Source organism: Vescimonas coprocola (assembly GCF_018408575.1).
Classification (GTDB): Bacteria; Bacillota; Clostridia; order Oscillospirales; family Oscillospiraceae; genus Vescimonas; species Vescimonas coprocola.
On sequence record NZ_AP023418.1, the window covers coordinates 1,452,776 to 1,468,037 of the forward strand.

Annotated in this window: 13 protein-coding genes and 1 riboswitch; of the genes, 5 read left to right on the forward strand and 8 right to left on the reverse strand. The window is 61.7% G+C overall.

The window, feature by feature from the left end; translation table 11 throughout:
• Positions 1-28: 28 nt before the first annotated feature.
• Genes KJS28_RS07140 through KJS28_RS07160 form a run of 5 tightly spaced genes read right to left on the reverse strand, consistent with a single transcriptional unit; the run spans position 29 to position 7,521 of the window.
• On the reverse strand, positions 29-2,269 hold the full coding sequence (locus KJS28_RS07140) for a transglutaminase-like domain-containing protein (protein WP_213540406.1): 2,241 nt from the start codon (positions 2,267-2,269) through the stop codon (positions 29-31).
• Between the two features lie 9 nt (positions 2,270-2,278).
• Entirely contained in the window at positions 2,279-3,343 is a 1,065-nt protein-coding gene (locus tag KJS28_RS07145) for a DUF58 domain-containing protein (protein ID WP_213540407.1), read from the reverse strand.
• Complete coding sequence (locus KJS28_RS07150) at positions 3,340-4,278, reverse strand: AAA family ATPase (protein ID WP_213540408.1); 939 nt, start codon at positions 4,276-4,278, stop codon at positions 3,340-3,342. Before KJS28_RS07150 ends, KJS28_RS07145 begins: the two co-directional genes overlap by 4 nt.
• Positions 4,266-5,642 carry a prenyltransferase/squalene oxidase repeat-containing protein gene (locus KJS28_RS07155; protein WP_213540409.1) on the reverse strand — a complete coding sequence of 459 codons (1,377 nt, stop codon included), beginning with the start codon at positions 5,640-5,642 and terminating at the stop codon, positions 4,266-4,268. The genes KJS28_RS07150 and KJS28_RS07155 overlap by 13 nt, the downstream gene beginning before the upstream one ends.
• Positions 5,632-7,521 (reverse strand): hypothetical protein, encoded by a 1,890-nt coding sequence (locus tag KJS28_RS07160; RefSeq protein WP_213540410.1) that lies wholly within the window; start codon positions 7,519-7,521, stop codon positions 5,632-5,634. The genes KJS28_RS07155 and KJS28_RS07160 overlap by 11 nt, the downstream gene beginning before the upstream one ends.
• 105 nt (positions 7,522-7,626) lie before the next feature.
• A riboswitch (cobalamin riboswitch) is annotated at positions 7,627-7,833 on the reverse strand.
• Between the two features lie 156 nt (positions 7,834-7,989).
• Here KJS28_RS07160 and KJS28_RS07165 point away from each other — a divergent pair.
• Entirely contained in the window at positions 7,990-9,321 is a 1,332-nt protein-coding gene (locus KJS28_RS07165) for an MATE family efflux transporter (protein ID WP_213540411.1), read from the forward strand.
• Between the two features lie 12 nt (positions 9,322-9,333).
• Complete coding sequence (locus KJS28_RS07170) at positions 9,334-9,756, forward strand: MarR family winged helix-turn-helix transcriptional regulator (protein ID WP_213540412.1); 423 nt, start codon at positions 9,334-9,336, stop codon at positions 9,754-9,756.
• A 69-nt stretch (positions 9,757-9,825) separates the two neighbouring features.
• Here KJS28_RS07170 and KJS28_RS07175 read toward each other — a convergent pair whose 3' ends face one another.
• Both KJS28_RS07175 and KJS28_RS07180 read right to left on the reverse strand, forming a co-directional pair.
• Positions 9,826-10,389 carry a phosphate propanoyltransferase gene (locus KJS28_RS07175; protein WP_021858312.1) on the reverse strand — a complete coding sequence of 188 codons (564 nt, stop codon included), beginning with the start codon at positions 10,387-10,389 and terminating at the stop codon, positions 9,826-9,828.
• Positions 10,390-10,464: 75 nt separating this feature from the next.
• Entirely contained in the window at positions 10,465-10,731 is a 267-nt protein-coding gene (locus tag KJS28_RS07180; RefSeq protein ID WP_228298352.1) for a hypothetical protein, read from the reverse strand.
• Positions 10,732-10,896: 165 nt separating this feature from the next.
• On the opposite strand from KJS28_RS07180, the gene KJS28_RS07185 reads away from it, so the two are divergent.
• From KJS28_RS07185 to guaA, 3 genes are all read left to right on the forward strand, one after another.
• On the forward strand, positions 10,897-11,820 hold the full coding sequence (locus KJS28_RS07185; protein WP_213540414.1) for a LysR family transcriptional regulator: 924 nt from the start codon (positions 10,897-10,899) through the stop codon (positions 11,818-11,820).
• 124 nt (positions 11,821-11,944) lie between these two features.
• Entirely contained in the window at positions 11,945-12,529 is a 585-nt protein-coding gene (locus tag KJS28_RS07190) for a xanthine phosphoribosyltransferase (protein WP_213540415.1), read from the forward strand.
• A complete protein-coding gene (gene guaA / locus KJS28_RS07195) occupies positions 12,526-14,058 on the forward strand; it encodes a glutamine-hydrolyzing GMP synthase (RefSeq protein WP_213540416.1) in 1,533 nt (510 codons plus the stop codon). The genes KJS28_RS07190 and guaA overlap by 4 nt, the downstream gene beginning before the upstream one ends.
• Before the next feature lie 95 nt (positions 14,059-14,153).
• Here guaA and KJS28_RS07200 read toward each other — a convergent pair whose 3' ends face one another.
• Positions 14,154-15,212 (reverse strand): site-specific integrase, encoded by a 1,059-nt coding sequence (locus KJS28_RS07200; protein ID WP_212819493.1) that lies wholly within the window; start codon positions 15,210-15,212, stop codon positions 14,154-14,156.
• Positions 15,213-15,262 lie beyond the last annotated feature (50 nt).

Sequence of the window (15,262 nt, forward strand, 5' to 3'; positions counted from 1 at the left end):
TTCATACTCCTTTCTGTTCTTTTATGATTCAAATCACCTGACAGGTGAGGAATCTCTGTTTCCAGCGTCTGGCCGCCGGGACACGCTCCCGCCACAGACGCTCCGTCCCCTCCAGCAGCTTCTGCGCCTGTTGGCGTTGGGGCTCCTCGATGGGGTGGTCGCTGAACCAGACCTCCTGCTCCAGCGCCGTCAGCTGCCGGGCCGTCTCGTCGCCCAGCAGAGCCGTCAGGGCCGCCTGCCGCTGGGGGGATGCCTCGCTCCACGCTCCCGGCTGCAAGGCCGTCAGCTGCCGGTGCAGGGCGCTGAGCATGGCCTGACAGGCCACCCGTCCGTCGGGGTCCTCAAAGCGCCTGCGCTGCTGCTTCAGCCTTCGCCGCAGCAGCACCGTCCGCAGCGCCATGGCTGCCAAGCACACCAGCACCAGTGCCGCCAAGGTCAGCAGCACGCTCTGGATAAAGATCCGCTGGCTGTGGTCGTCCTGGGGCTCCTGAGAGATGTCGGTCTGGTTCTGTTGGGGCGTTTGATCCTGCCCCGTGTAGGTCGTTCCGTTTTCATTTTCCGCCGGGTCGCCGTCCTCCGGCAGCTGGTAGACGATGTTCTCCTCGTAGCCGGGGACGGTGTCGAAGGGGATCCAGCCCACGCCGTCCAGATAGTACTCCGCCCAGGCATGGGCGGCCCGCTGGGTCAGGGTCAGCTGCGCCCCGTCCGACAGGGCCTCCGCCTGCTGCCGGGTCACCACATAGCCCTCCACATACCGGGCCGGGATGCCGCAGCAGCGCAGCAGCAGCGTCGTCAGCGTGGCATAGTGGACACTGTACCCCTGTCGGGCGCCGGTCAGCAGCCACGCCGCCACGTCGCCGGTGGCCGGGGTGACCGTCCCCTCCCGGAGGGTCAGGTTGGCCGCCAGAAAGCGGCTGATCTCCGTCTTGGCCTGAGTGGTGTTCCAGCCCTGACCGGGGCTGAACTGCGCCGTCAGGGCGTCGTAGGTGTCCTGCGGCACCGTGAGATAGTGGTCATAGACCCACTGGCGATAGACGCTCTCCCCCGTCCGGTAGTCGCTGTCCGTCTCCGCCTGCGCCAGCTGCTGCTGGAGCAGGTAGCTCTCCTCCACCGGGTACAGCGCCGCCTCATAGCTGCGCTGGGTGGGGTCGGTCATGCCCTCGCCGGTGAGGTCACGGGCATCCAGTGCGCTCTCCAGCCCGTCGCCCCCGCCATAGGGGGTATAGGCCACGGAGCGGCAGGCGCCCAGCACCTGAATGGTCACATGGTTCTCGCTCTCGGCCTCACCGTTGGCCTGCGCCAGCTGCTGGGCCGGGAAGAAATAGCCGCTTTGCAGGCTATACAGCATCGGAGCCTCCTCCGTCAAGCGGCGGGCCGCCAGCTGCTGCCAACCGGTGCCGGTGTACTCCCCCGCCACATAGCCCCGCAGATACAGGGGCGTCCAGTGTTCCATGGTCAGCCGCAGCGCCGGCTCCTGTCCGGGGGAAAAGGCCCCGGAACCGGAGATGTCTCCCTCCGGCAGGGGATCGGCGGCATCCTCATAGTGCCAGTGGTGCAGGGCCTTGCCCAGCCGCCGCCCCAGCGCCGTGGGGGATGCGCCGCCGGAGAGGCCCTCCGGCAGCAGTCCGATCAGCAGCACCAGCACCAGCGCTCCCGCTGTGATGGCCTTGGCCCTGCGGCCTATGGCACTGCCCTGCACAAAGCACAGCAGCACCCCCAGCAGGAAGCAGGTAAACCACCAGCCCCCCGGCACAAGGCCCGCCAAACGCAGCGCCAGCAGTCCTGCGGCACAGGCAGCCGCCGGCCATATCCGCCAGCGCTGCCGCAGCACAAGGCCCGCGGCAAGGCCCGTTACGGCCCCCATAGGCAGCAGCAGCCACCAGACGCTGCCCGCCCCCACATAGGGCGGCGTGTACCGTCCGGTCTGCTGAAAGCGCCACTGACCCCACAAGTCTCCCAGCCCCGCCAGAGCAGCGCTGATGTGGCTCCGCAGCAGTATGCCCGCCGCCAACAGCACCAGCAGCGCTCCGCAGATAGCGGCCCGCTGCCATTTCCGGTCCCACCGCAGCAGCAGGCCCGCCGCAAGGCCCAGCGCCGCCAGAGCGCCCAGCCCCAGCAGGCCCAGCATCGGCTCCGGGCGCAGGCATTGCCACAGCAGGCCCCATATGCCTGCCAGCAGCAGCACGCCCGCCGCCGCATCCGTGGGGCGCAAAGGCCGGGAGTGGGCCGGTACCGTATCAAATTGGAATGAAACAGTCTGTTTTTTCACCAAAAGCTCCTAATTCCACATCCATTTTCCCAGTATTTCCTGCATATCCTCCGGGGTGAAGCGGCACACGCCCTCCCCGGCGCAGGGCTCATCGCTGCACAGCAGCACGACGGCATCCTCCGGCAGCTGTCCGTCCGCCGGAAGCTGGGTACAGCAGTACAGCAGCTTTCCCTCCGGCCGCAGCTCCGGCGGCTGCGGCTCCTCCTGTGCCTTGCTTTTCAGCAGCGCCGTCACCGCTTCGGGCAGCTGCTCCTCCCCGGTGATCTCCCGGACAGAGGCGGTCTCCCCGCTCCACATGAGTCGAAAGGGCTGATCCACATAGGCCTGACACAGCGACACCGCCGCCTCCATCAGGCCGTCCGCCAGACGAGGCGTGGCCGTGCGGCGCTCCACATAGATGGTCAATCGGTGATCCACCGGCTTGGCCGCATCCCGCACCATGTATCGTCCTGCCTTGGCGGAGAGCTTCCAGTGGATCTGACGCAGACTGTCGCCGGGGACATATTCCCGGATCTGAAAGATCTCCGTAGGATCGCTGCCCCGGACATCCGGGGCGTACTCCTCGCAGTCCGTCTGGCGGCTCACGGCTGACACCGGGTCTGCCTCGATGGGGAAGGTATCCGGCATGACGCAGGTGCGTCCCTGCACCGTGCAGGGGATCCTCACCGGCAGCACGCCCAGCAGATCCCACAGCACCAGCTCCGCCGCCTGCATCACCAGACAGCCGCAGCAGGTACTCTGCACCTGCCACGCTCCCCGGCCCTGATGCAGGGTCAGTTTCTCCCGGTGCGTCTCTCCGGTAACGGTGTTCTCCACCGATACCGTGAGCCTGCCCCGGCCGAAGGGAACGCCCTGCCGCACCTCCGCCGTCACGGAAAAGGGCTTACCCTTCTCCGCCGTCACGGGGCAGCTGAGCCGCACCTGCGACCGCTTCCTTGTCAGCAGCAGTGCAAGCCAGCCCGCCAGCGGCGCCATCAGCCAGCACAGGGCCAGCCACGGGGCAGGTGCCCAAGGCGTCACCAGCCAGCACAGCACCAGTCCGGCCTCCGTCAAAAGCCACAGCAGCGTGCTCATGCCCGCCGCTCCGACAGCACCGGCGGCTGGGTCTGCGCCAGCACCTCCGCCACGATGGCCTCCGGTGTGTACTCGTTGAGGCGGGCCTTGGAGGAAAGCATCAGACGGTGGGCAAACACATACTCCGCCATCTGCGTCACATCCTCCGGCACCACGAAATCCCGGCCCTCTGCGAAGGCTCTGGCCTTAGCCGTGCGGCACAGGGCCAAAGCGCCACGGGGGCTGATACCCAGCTTCAGCAGCGGATGGGTGCGTGTCACCTCCGCCAGCCGGGCGATATAATCATAGATCTGGTCGTCCACATGGACCTGACGCACCCTGGCGATGGCGGTGAGCAGCTCCTCCCGGCGCATCACCGTCTCCACCTGCTCCAGAGGCTCCTGCTGGCTGCGCTCCCTCAGGATACGCACCTGACTGCCCACATCGGGATAGCCCATGCTCAGCTTCATGAGGAAGCGATCCAGCTGGGAGTTGGGCAAATTCTGTGTACCGGCAGAGCCGATGGGGTTCTGAGTGGCCAGCACCACAAAGGGGGCCGGCAGATCGTGGGTCACGCCGTCTACGGTGACATGACCCTCCTCCATGGCCTCCAACAGTGCCGACTGAGTTTTGCTGGAGGTACGGTTGATCTCGTCTGCCAGCAGCAGATTGGTCATCACCGCACCGGGCTGATACACCATCCGCCCCTGCTCCGGCAGGGAAAAGCCGATAATATCCGAGGGCATGGTGTCCGGTGTGAACTGCACACGCTTGGTCTCCAGCCCCAGCGCCCTGGAAAAGGCCAGCGCCATGGTGGTCTTACCCACCCCCGGCACGTCCTCCAGCAGCACATGGCCCTGGGCCAGAATGGAGATCCAAACCTTCTCCACCACATCGTCCTTGCCGACGATGACCTTCCGCACTTCCCGCAGAATTTTCTCCGTTACTTCGTACATATTTTCCTCCGCTTGCTCCAAATCACCATGCCTGCGGCCACCACTACCACGGCGGCGCCTGCGGCGATCCATACTACGGCGCCGGAACCGGAGGTGGTCACCTCCGCCGCAACCCGCAGCTCATATGCCTGTGCCGGGTCCTCCGGCGTGATCTCCAGGGAAAGTTCCTGCATCCGATCCAGCAGCGCCCCGGCAGCGAACGCATAGCTGCGCTCGGCGGCGGGGATGGCCAGATACCGGGTATACAGGGCCTGCACCTCCTCCGGCGTGGCCACCGCCACATCCGTCAGTGCCTCGTTCAGGGCCGTCACCTGCGTCTTTACATCCTCCGGCATCTCCTCCCGGAAGTCATACAGGCTCCGGCGGGCGGCGGACAGCCGCTCCATGGCCTCCTGCGCCAGAAGAGCCTGCTCTGTGGCCATGACATCGGAGCCGTCCGTCAGAATATGGCGGAAGGTGCCGTCATCCAGCCGGTAGCGCATCAGCCCGTCCACGGCGCTGATGCCGTTTTTCACGAACCGGGCGTCCGTGGCCGGGTCCACTCCCAAGCTGCACAGGGCGATGATGACCTGCGCCGTGCTCTCCAGATTGGCGGCGTCCCAGCTGATGAAATCGCCCTCCGCCGTCTGCTGGTCAGACAGCCACGCCAGCGCCCGGCGCACCACCTCCCGGATGGTCACAGACTCCCCGGCAGCGCCGGTATACGTCACTGTGCTGTTCTGATAGGGCGCCAGCGCCTGCAGGGTCATGGCTGTCAGATCCACGTCCGAGTTCCCTACCGTCAGGCCGAAGCCGCCCTCCGGCTCCTGCGCTGCCACCAGCGCCTGCAAAATAGTGGCTCTGGTGTAGACGGCATCCTCCGGCACGGCGAAGCGGGCGCTGTCCAGAGCGATCAGGCCGAAGATCCAGCCGTTGAGTCCCTGTGTTCCCAGAGATTTGGCGGCGGTGAATTGATATACGCCGTCGGCCAGCAGGTTCACCGACCGACCGTTCTTGTCCCGGCCGAAGGCGGTGGGGTCCGCTCCCAGCGCCAGCGCCGTCAGGGCGGTGCGCTGCCACTCCGTGGCTCGCAAGCGGTCCAAGCCCCCCTGCTCCCGGTACATCCGGGTCACATAGCGCTCCAGTGCCTTGCGGTAAGCGGAGGTATCCCCCTCCGTACCGGCCCGGCTCACGGCGATGGCCACCCAGTCGCTGACGGAGTCTCCCGCCGTCAGCTTGTCGCTTTGCAGCAGTGTCTCCGCCGTGCAGCCCTGCGCCGCCGCCAGCGCATCCAGCGTCTCCTGCCCATAGGCGGGGATCACCAGCACCAGCGTCAGCAGCAGCGCCAGCAGGCGGCAGCAGCCCTTTCTCATTCTATCGTTCATATCTTGCTCCTGTCATAGCATAGTCCGGCAGTCTGCGCCGCCGGGGGAGCCACCCGGCATTGACCGCCGGGATCGGCTCCTGCTTCTGCTCCCCGCAGCGGGAGCAGGTGTATTCGATGTAGCCCGGTGTTCCGTCCTCTCCCGGCTCCGTGCGTCCCGTCTCCACGAAATCATGCCCCAGAGGCGGCACCTCCTGCTGATCCTTCCGATCGCCACAGACGGTGCAGACGGCGCTGATCTCGCCGGGATGGGTGCAGTCCGGCGCCACTGTCTGTGTCGGCTCACCCCAGACGTGCTCCTCAATGTAGGTGCCGTTGAGCCACTTACCACAATAGCTGGGCAGCAGACCGTAGCTGCCGCCGGTGGAGCTGTATCCGCCGATGTCCTTGCCGTAGGCCAGCGTGAAGCGCAGATACAGGGTATCGCCGTCGGTGAGGTAATAGCCGGACAGGCCCTTACCGGCATAGGTATTGCCGCCCACAGAGTACATCCAGCCGGAGCCCTGAGTATAGTCGAACTCGCCCAGACTGTTGTTATCCGTCTGGCCCGTCAGGGTCAGGCCGTCCTGCAGGATCTTGCTCCACAGGTTCTCCGGGATGGCGGGATAGTCCATCATGCCGCCCCGGCTGATGCGCCGCAGATAGAAGCCCACGTCCATGGAGCCGGAGTATTCGTACTCGTAGCCCCACTCCTCCAGCGCCTCGATAACGGCATAGGAGGCCGGGGTATTCTGGCGAATTTTGTAGGTATACGGCTCCTCCATCACATCCAGTCCCACGGTGGTGGCGTCGATGACGATATAGGCCGTGCCGATGACGTCGCCGGTATCCACGAAGCGGTAGAGAATGCGATAGGACACGAAGGCGGAGTTGCCCTCCCCGTCCCAGGCCCGGATGGTAATGGTATGCTCCACCGTATCGCCCACGATGGGATCCGGGAAGTAGAGCTGATACTCGTACACCGGGCCGCCGGTGGGGCCTGTGATGCGCTTTCCGTCCATCTGCACCTCGATCTGGCTGGCGTAGAGGGGAGAGCCTGTGTAGGCCGTGGCCTTCACCGTCAGGGTGAAGTTGCGGTTGCTGGTCTCCGTCACGCCGTCCAGATTGGTGACGATGGTGGGGGGATGCTCACCGATGGTGGGATGATCCTCATCAGCCTTCTGTGCTACATACCGGATGGAGAAGCGGACCTCCTCCACCGTGGTGTTCCCCTTCTTGCGGTAGAGGGTAATGTGGTTGGTCTCATTGCGCACCATCCGAGCGGTGTAGTTCTTGCCGTCGGCGCTGGTGAGATACCGGCCATTCATGGGGGTATCGCTGTTTTGCAGCTTCACCTTCAGCGTCTCGCCGTTGGGATTGATGAGATAGGCGTAAAAGGGCAGCGTGTCATCTGTCAGCTGATTATAGGTGATCTCACAGTTGCTGAGATCCGTGATGATGCGGGTGCTGGTATCGTCAGAAGGGCCTGGCTCCGGTTTTACCGGGCCGGGGCCGTCGTTATCGCCCTTGCCGGGATTATCGCCGGGCTGCGGATTATCGCCGGGCTGCTCCGGCTGCTCCGGATTGTCTGTGGGATTCTCCGGCTGCTCCGGGGCATCGGGTTCCTCCTGAGGGGGCTCCTCGTCCGGCTGCTCCGGAGTCTCCGGCTCTTCCGGCGTGTCCTCGTCCTCCGGGTCCTCCGGCTGCTCCGGGGCATTGGGCTTCTCCTGCTGGGAGGCGCCTCCCTGTCCCTCGGTGCGGATAGTCTGGGCCGGGGACTGGGGCAGCGGCTCCGGCTCCTGCGTGGAAAGGCCCATCCCGGACAGCACCAGCAGCACCACCAAGGCCGCCGCCAGCACCAGCGCTCCGCCCCGCCATAGATAGGGTCGAATCTTCTTCATATACTCCTCATTCTCCGTGCCGCCGACTCCCGCAGTGCACGGGAGCAGGCGCAAAAAATATGGTGTCATCCTGCGTGGCAGAATAACACCATAACCATTCCTGGGATCATTCTAACGGCAACAGTAGGTCTCCCGGCTCGCATCTCAAGCGGCGGTCTCCCCTGCCTTCTCAGAAGCACGCTTCCAATGGCTGACTTTCGTCGGCGGGATAGACACCTCGATGCACACGGTGTTGGTCAACGTGGGGCTCGTCCCCGTTCCCTTGTTCAGCTTTGCGCCTGACCCCACGGGGCTTTTGCAGCGCATCGCCTCTGTCCGTATCTATCAGGAAATATTATATCCTATCCCATGTGGAAATGCAAGGAAAATGCAGAGGGCCGTCGAAAGATTTTCTTGACCTATGTCCGAAATCGTACTAAAATACATTTGTCCGGTTTCGGACATTATTTTACGGAGGACTTTCTCTTCATGCGTATCCAACTATCCGAGCACTTCACCTATCGAAAACTGCTGCGCTTTACCCTGCCGTCTGTCATCATGATGGTTTGTACCTCCATCTACGGCGTGGTGGACGGTGTTTTCGTGTCCAACTTTGTGGGCTCCGATGCCTTTGCTGCCGTGAACCTCATTATGCCGTTTCTCATGGTGTTGGGTGCCGTAGGCTTCATGCTGGGTACCGGTGGCAGTGCGCTGGTGGCGTACACCCTGGGAGCCGACAATGAAAAACGGGCCAACGAGATTTTCTCCCTGCTGATCTATGTGCTGATCGGTCTGGGTGCCGTGTTCACCATCGGCGGCATTGCCTTTCTCACGCCTATGTCCCGGCTGCTGGGTGCCGACGATACCATGCTGCCGGTGTGCGTCAGCTATGGACGCATCGTCCTGCTGGGCCTGATTCCCTATATGCTGCAAAACACCTTCCAGAGCTTTCTGGTGACGGCGGAACGGCCTCAGCTGGGCCTGTACGTCACCATCGCCGCCGGCGTCACCAACATCGCACTGGATGCTCTGTTCGTGGCGGTGCTGCAATGGGGCGCCGAGGGCGCCGCTCTGGCCACCATTCTCAGCCAGTTCGTAGGCGGCGTCATTCCGCTGGTGTACTTCCTCCGGCCCAACAGCAGCAAGCTGCGGCTGGGCCGCACCGCCTTCCATGGGCGGGCGCTGCTGAAGGCCTGCGCCAACGGCTCCTCGGAGTTCATGACCAACATCTCCATGTCGGTGGTGAATATGCTCTACAACTGGCAGCTGATGCGGCTCATGGGCTCCGGCGGCGTGGCGGTGTACGGTGTCATCATGTATGTCAACTTCATCTTCATCGCCATCTTTCTGGGCTATTCCATGGGCAGCGCCCCCATCGTGGGCTATCACTACGGTGCCGGGAACCGGGCGGAACTGCGGGGGCTGCTGCGGAAGAGCCTGTGCATCATTACCGTCATGAGCGTGATGCTGACGGCGGCGGCCCTGCTGCTGGCCCGGCCCCTGTCCCTGATCTTCATGTCCAAGGAGCCGACCCTGCTGCCGGTGACCATCCGTGCCTTCTCCATCTACTCCCTGTCCTTCCTGATGGTAGGGTACAACATCTATGCCTCCTCCTTTTTTACCGCCCTCAACGACGGCTTCATCTCTGCCCTGATTTCCTTTGCCCGGACGCTGGTGTTTCAGGTAGCCGCCGTCACCGTGCTGCCCGTGCTATGGGATATCGACGGCGTATGGGCCGCCGTGGTGGCCGCCGAGACACTGGCGCTGCTCCTGTCGGCGGCGTGCCTCGTGGGCAAGCGGAAGAAGTATGGCTATGCATAAGGGGGTGAGGATATGACCACCATTCAGGAGTTCAATCAGATCGACGGCCGTATCAGCAGTCTGTATCATGCAGCAGCGCTGAAAATGGGACTATCGGACAGCGAGTTCCGCATCCTGTACACGCTGGCCGTCAATGCGCCGGGCTATCTCCAGTCCGCCCTGCGGGAGGCCACGGGCATGGGCCGCTCCACCGTCAATTCCGCTTTGAAGAAGCTGGAGCGGGAGGGCATACTGACCCTGTCCCCCGGCAGTGGACGGCACACCTGTGTCTCCCTGACGGCACAGGGGCATCGTCTGGCAGAGAGGACCGTGTGCCGCCTGATCCGTCTGGAGGACCGTATTTACGCCGGCTGGACGGCAGAGGAGCAGGCTCTGCTGCTGCGGCTGAACCGGGACTTCACCGAAAAGCTGGAGGCCATCGTGGCGTCTTTGTAATGGGGCATCCCCCAAGAAGTAAAAAAGGACACGGCAGGCGCAGCCTGTCGTGTCCTTTTTTGTGCTTGCTTACCGCACGATCTCGCCGACCTTGGGGTTGCCGGCAGCCTGAGACTCGTCGGTGTCGATGTGCATGGTGGTGACGGCGTCCTTGTTGACACGAACCACCACATCGTCAAAAATCAGCTTACGGCCCTCGCCGCCGCAGGCCACCTTGATGATCTCGCCGTTCTTCACGCCCATCTCGGCGGCGTCGGCCTCGGTGATGTGCAGGTGACGCTTAGCGATAATGACGCCCTCGGTCAGCTCCACCTCGCCCTTGGGGCCTACCAGCTTACATGCGCCGGAGCCCTTCACGTCGCCGCTCTCACGGACGGGGGCATCGATGCCCAGCGTGCGGGCGTCGGTGGCGGACAGCTCGATCTGATCCATCTTACGCACGGGACCCAGGATGGACACGTTGGCCATCTCCTTCTTGGGGCCCACCACAGTCAGACGCTCGTTGCTGGCGAACTGGCCGGGATAGGACAGGGGCTTGCGGACGGTGAGCTCATAGCCCTCGCCGAACAGCTTCTCCAGCGTCTCCTGGGTCAGGTGAATGTGACGGGCAGACGTTTCGATCATAAAAGACATGGTTTTTTCCTCCTAATTGTTGAACATTGGTCCACTATGAAAATCGTGCCGCAGCACGCTCCATACAACAGTGCGTCAAAGCAGGATACGGATGCCACCCAGCACCGGCACCGGCCGCTCCACGCCCCGGATGGCCCCGGTAAGGCCCATGCACCACCACACCGCCACAAAGACGGCCCACACCCAGCCCACGCAGGGGATGACCCCCAGCAGGCCGAAAATACCCAGCACCAGCGACTGGTTCAGGTGGAAGCGGCTGGCCTCCCGGTTCCCCGCCAGCACGGCGATGAGCAGACCGACCCATGTGCAGTAGCAGACGATATCTGTGGTGCGCTTATCCATAGAAGTCATCCTTTTCCATATGCTATATGGCATTGTAGCACATTCTCCCCGGTGTTTCAAGAGACAGGGCGCTATAAATTCCCTTGCAATCCCGTAAAAATCTGCTATAATGACAGCATATTGCATCAGTGATATATATTATCCCTATTTATGAGGTCCTGCATCATGTCTGTGAAATTGGAGCTTTATCGTGTATTCAAGGAGGTGGCCGAAGCCGGCAACATCACCGCCGCCGCTCAGGCCCTGTATATCTCCCAGTCCGCCGTCAGCCAGTCCATCAAGCAGCTGGAGGGCGAGCTGCAGACCCGTCTGTTTGCCCGCAACTCCCGTGGCGTGGCCCTGACGCCGGACGGCCGGATGCTGTACGAGTACGTCCGCAGCGCCATCGGCCTGCTGGAGACCGGCGAGGAGAAGCTGTCCCAGAGCCGGGAGCTGCAGATGGGACACCTGACCATCGGCGCCAGCGACACCGTCACCAGCCAGTTCCTGCTGCCGTATCTGGATCGATTCCACCGGCAGTATCCCGCCATCCACATCCAGATCGTCTCCGGCCGCAGCCACAAGGTGCTGGGGCTGCTGCAGTCCGGCAAGGTGGATATCGCCTTTGCCAGCACCCCCCAGGAGTCCGCCTCGCTGGAGACGCACCCCTGCTTCGCCACCCACTCCGTGTTCGTAGCGTCGGCGGACTACCCCTGCGACTTCGGCCATGTCTATTCTCTGGCGGAGATCGCCGCCTTCCCCCTGATCCTTTTGGAGCGCAAGGCCTCCTCCCGGCTGTATCTGGAGAAGTACTTCCTGCAAAATGGCCAGCGGCTGCATCCGGAGATCGAGCTGGGCGCACGGAGCCTGCTGGTAGATCTGGCGGCGATTGGCTTCGGGGTGGCGGGCGTCACGGAGGAGTTTGTCCACGAAGAGCTGTCGAAGGGTCGACTGCGGAAGCTGGCTACGGACTTCGAGATCCCGCCCCGCAGCGTGGATCTATGCGTCCTGCGGGACGTGCCTCTGACCCCGGCGGCCCAGCGGTTTGCCGACTTCGTAAAGGACAGCTTATCCCAGCGTTCAGGCGCGCCTCTGAACTGGGAGAACTGACAAATACCGGGAGAAAAACCAAGAAAAGCTTGGTTTTTCTCCCTATTGTTTTTCCCCCGGAAATTGGGCAGAATAGGGTCAATATGGTGGAGTACCAGCGACTTATAATAAAGGAGTGTGGATCGTGGAAGCATTGAAAGAGCGTATCCGCCGGGAGGGCCGTGTCCTGCCCGGCAACATCATCAAGGTAGACGGGTTTTTGAACCATCGGGTGGACACCGCCTTCATGGAGGAACTGGCGGACGAGTTCGCTCGCTATTTTGACGTCAGCAAGATCACCATGGTGCTGACTGCCGAGGCCAGCGGCATCGCTCTGGCTACCATCTGCGCCAATAAGTACGGCGTGCCCATGGTGTTTGCCAAGAAGGCCAAGAGCGACAACATCGAGGGTGGCCTGTACCAGAGCGAGATCTTCTCTTATACTTACAAGAAGAAGGCCACCCTCATCGTGGCGCAGGAGTGGCTGGGGCCGGAGGACAAGGTCCTTATCATCGACGACTTCATGGCTAAGGGCTACGCCATGCAGGGTCTCATCGACATCGTCAATGCCGCCGGCGCCGAGCTGGTGGGCATCGGCGTGGCGGTGGAAAAGGGCTTCCAGCACGGCGGCGACTCCTTCCGTGAGCAGGGCTACAACATCCACTCTCTGGCCGTTATCGAGGAGGCTACGCCCGACCACATCACCTTCCGGGAGGATGATCCGGTATGAAAAAGGTTTTAGTGCTGGACTTCGGCGGCCAGTATAATCTGCTGGTGGCTCGCCGTGTCCGTGAATGCGGCGTATACTGCGAGATCCGCTCTTGGCGGGAGTCTATGGAGCATATCCGGGCCTTCCAGCCTGACGCTCTCATTTTCACCGGTGGCCCCGCCACGGTATTCGAACCCAATGCTCCCATGGTGGATCCCGCCCTGTTCTCTATGGGTATTCCCGTGCTGGGCATCTGCTACGGCCAGCAGCTGATGATCCATCTGCTGGGCGGCCAGTGCCGCCGGGCCGAGACCCGTGAGTACGGCAAGGTAGAGCTGACCCATAACGGCAAGAGCCCTCTGTTTAAGGATATCCCCGCCACCGCCGTGTACTGGATGAGCCACGGCGTGGAGGTGGAGACGCTGGCCCCCGGCTTCGAGGTGGTGGCCTCCACCGACGGCTGCCGCTGCGCTGCCATCCAGTGCGCCGAGAAGCAGCTTTACGGCGTGCAGTTCCACCCGGAGGTGCTCCACACCCAGTACGGCAAGGAGCTGCTGCAGAATTTCCTATACGGCATCTGCGGCTTCACCGCCGAGTGGACCATGGCGTCCTATCTGGAGGAGGCCGTGGCGGAGTGCCGGGCCAAGATCGGCAGTGGCCGTGTGCTGCTGGCTCTCTCCGGCGGCGTGGACAGCTCTGTGGCTGCCGCCCTGCTGCAGCGTGCCGTGGGCGATCAGTTGACCTGTATCTTCGTGGATCACGGTCTGCTGCGGAAGGACGAGGGCGATCAGGTGGAGGAGGTCATGACCCACCAGTTCCATGTGGACGTGCGCCGGGTCAACGCCAAGGACCGCTTCCTCTCCAGGCTGGCCGGTGTCACCGATCCGGAGGCCAAGCGCAAGATCATCGGCGAGGAGTTCATCCGGGTCTTTGAGGCCGAGGCCAAGAAGATCGGCGCCGTAGATTTCCTGGCACAGGGTACCATCTATCCTGACGTGGTGGAGTCCGGTCTGGGCGGCGAGTCCGTGGTCATCAAGAGCCACCATAATGTGGGCGGCTTGCCAGACTGCGTGGACTTCAAGGACATCGTGGAGCCCTTACGGCGGCTGTTCAAGGACGAGGTGCGGCAGCTGGGCATCGAGCTGGGCCTGCCGGAGCAGCTGGTGTGGCGCCAGCCCTTCCCCGGCCCCGGTCTGGCCATCCGTGTCATCGGTGAGATCACCGAGGAAAAGCTGGAGATTCTGCGGGATGCCGATGCCATCTTCCGGGAGGAGATGGCTCTGGCGGGATTGGACCGTACCACCAGTCAGTACTTTGCCGTGCTGACCAGCGTCCGCAGCGTGGGCGTCATGGGCGACGAGCGCACCTACGACTATACGCTGGCCCTGCGGGCGGTGCAGTCTCAGGACTTCATGACCGCTACGTGGTCCCGCCTGCCCTATGAGCTGCTGGATAAGGTCAGCGGCCGCATCGTGGGTGAGGTGAAGCATATCAACCGCATCGTCTACGATATCACCTCTAAGCCCCCCGCAACCGTGGAGTGGGAGTAATCGCCACTTACCCGAAAACCCTTTATTTTCAAGGGTTTTCGGGTTTCTTTTTTGCTCCGGGTACATGAAAGGTACACGGCGGGTACACGAAAAATTTATGCGAAAGCCTCCAAGCGGTCTGCAACTTCCCCGTGTTTTGTCGGGTACAGGTGGGAATAAATCTCCAAAGTTGTCGTTACGCTCTCATGCCCGAGGCGTTCGCTGATCAGCAGCGGTGCAAAACCGAGTTCAATCAGCAAGCTGGCGTGGCTGTGACGAAGATCGTGCACCCGTATCTCCCGGAGTCCGGTCTTCTTGCAGCCCCTTTCCATTTCGTGCTTCAAATAATGCTTTGTTACTTCAAACAGTCTATCTGACGGATCGTAGCCGTACAATCTGTCGGCATAATCCTTTACCAAATCGCAAACGAATTGCGGCAAGGTAATTTTGCGATTGCTTTTTGGCGTCTTTGGGTCAAGGAATAAGTCCTCGCCGTCTATACGCGCATAGTTTTTTGTAATGGAAACCGTCCGTTCCTCAAAGTCGAAATCGTTCAGGGTCAAAGCTAGCATTTCTCCGGATCGCATTCCTGTCCAGTAAAGCAGATTAAAGATGACCTTGGACTGCAGCTTATCACTGACAGCATCAATAAAAATCTTGAATTCGTCCGCTGTCCAGATCTGTTCCAAGCCAGAATTCTTTTTACCGATAGTTCCGCTTTTTTGTACCGGATTGCTGCCGAGGCCGTAATACTTGACTGCAAAATTGAAAATCGCAGACAACTGGCTGTTCAGAGTTCTCAGATAGGTTGGCTTATAATTCTTCTGATTGTTCATCAGCTCGGTTTGCCAGCGACGCACATTCATCGGCTGGATCTCATTGACTTTCAAATTCTTGAAATACGGCATAATATGTACCGCAATGATGTCCTCTTTCCCTTTGTAGGTAGTCGGTCTGATTCTGGCTTTGCAGTCATCCATATAGATCTCTACCATATCACTAAAAAGCATATCGCAGGAATTTGATGTCTTGCTCAGAAAATCCAGTTCATACTGCTTGGCCTCTTTTTGCAGGCGAAAACCTTTCTTCTTTTTCTGCTTTTTGGTGCCTGTCCAATCTGTGTAAACAAATTTACAGTACCATAACCCTGTCTTTTCGTCTTTGTAGGTCGGCAATGATTTCACCTCCGATCTGTAAAAGTTTCATCGCCCGGATACGGTTTCCC

Coding starts and splice junctions, on each gene's coding strand:
- KJS28_RS07145 (WP_213540407.1), bottom strand. CDS start 3,343: ATGAGCACGCTGCTGTGGCTTTTGACGGAGGCCGGACTGGTGCTGTGC.
- KJS28_RS07150 (WP_213540408.1), bottom strand. CDS start 4,278: ATGTACGAAGTAACGGAGAAAATTCTGCGGGAAGTGCGGAAGGTCATC.
- KJS28_RS07155 (WP_213540409.1), bottom strand. CDS start 5,642: ATGAACGATAGAATGAGAAAGGGCTGCTGCCGCCTGCTGGCGCTGCTG.
- KJS28_RS07160 (WP_213540410.1), bottom strand. CDS start 7,521: ATGAAGAAGATTCGACCCTATCTATGGCGGGGCGGAGCGCTGGTGCTG.
- KJS28_RS07165 (WP_213540411.1), top strand. CDS start 7,990: ATGCGTATCCAACTATCCGAGCACTTCACCTATCGAAAACTGCTGCGC.
- KJS28_RS07170 (WP_213540412.1), top strand. CDS start 9,334: ATGACCACCATTCAGGAGTTCAATCAGATCGACGGCCGTATCAGCAGT.
- KJS28_RS07175 (WP_021858312.1), bottom strand. CDS start 10,389: ATGTCTTTTATGATCGAAACGTCTGCCCGTCACATTCACCTGACCCAG.
- KJS28_RS07180 (WP_228298352.1), bottom strand. CDS start 10,731: ATGGATAAGCGCACCACAGATATCGTCTGCTACTGCACATGGGTCGGT.
- KJS28_RS07185 (WP_213540414.1), top strand. CDS start 10,897: ATGTCTGTGAAATTGGAGCTTTATCGTGTATTCAAGGAGGTGGCCGAA.
- guaA (WP_213540416.1), top strand. CDS start 12,526: ATGAAAAAGGTTTTAGTGCTGGACTTCGGCGGCCAGTATAATCTGCTG.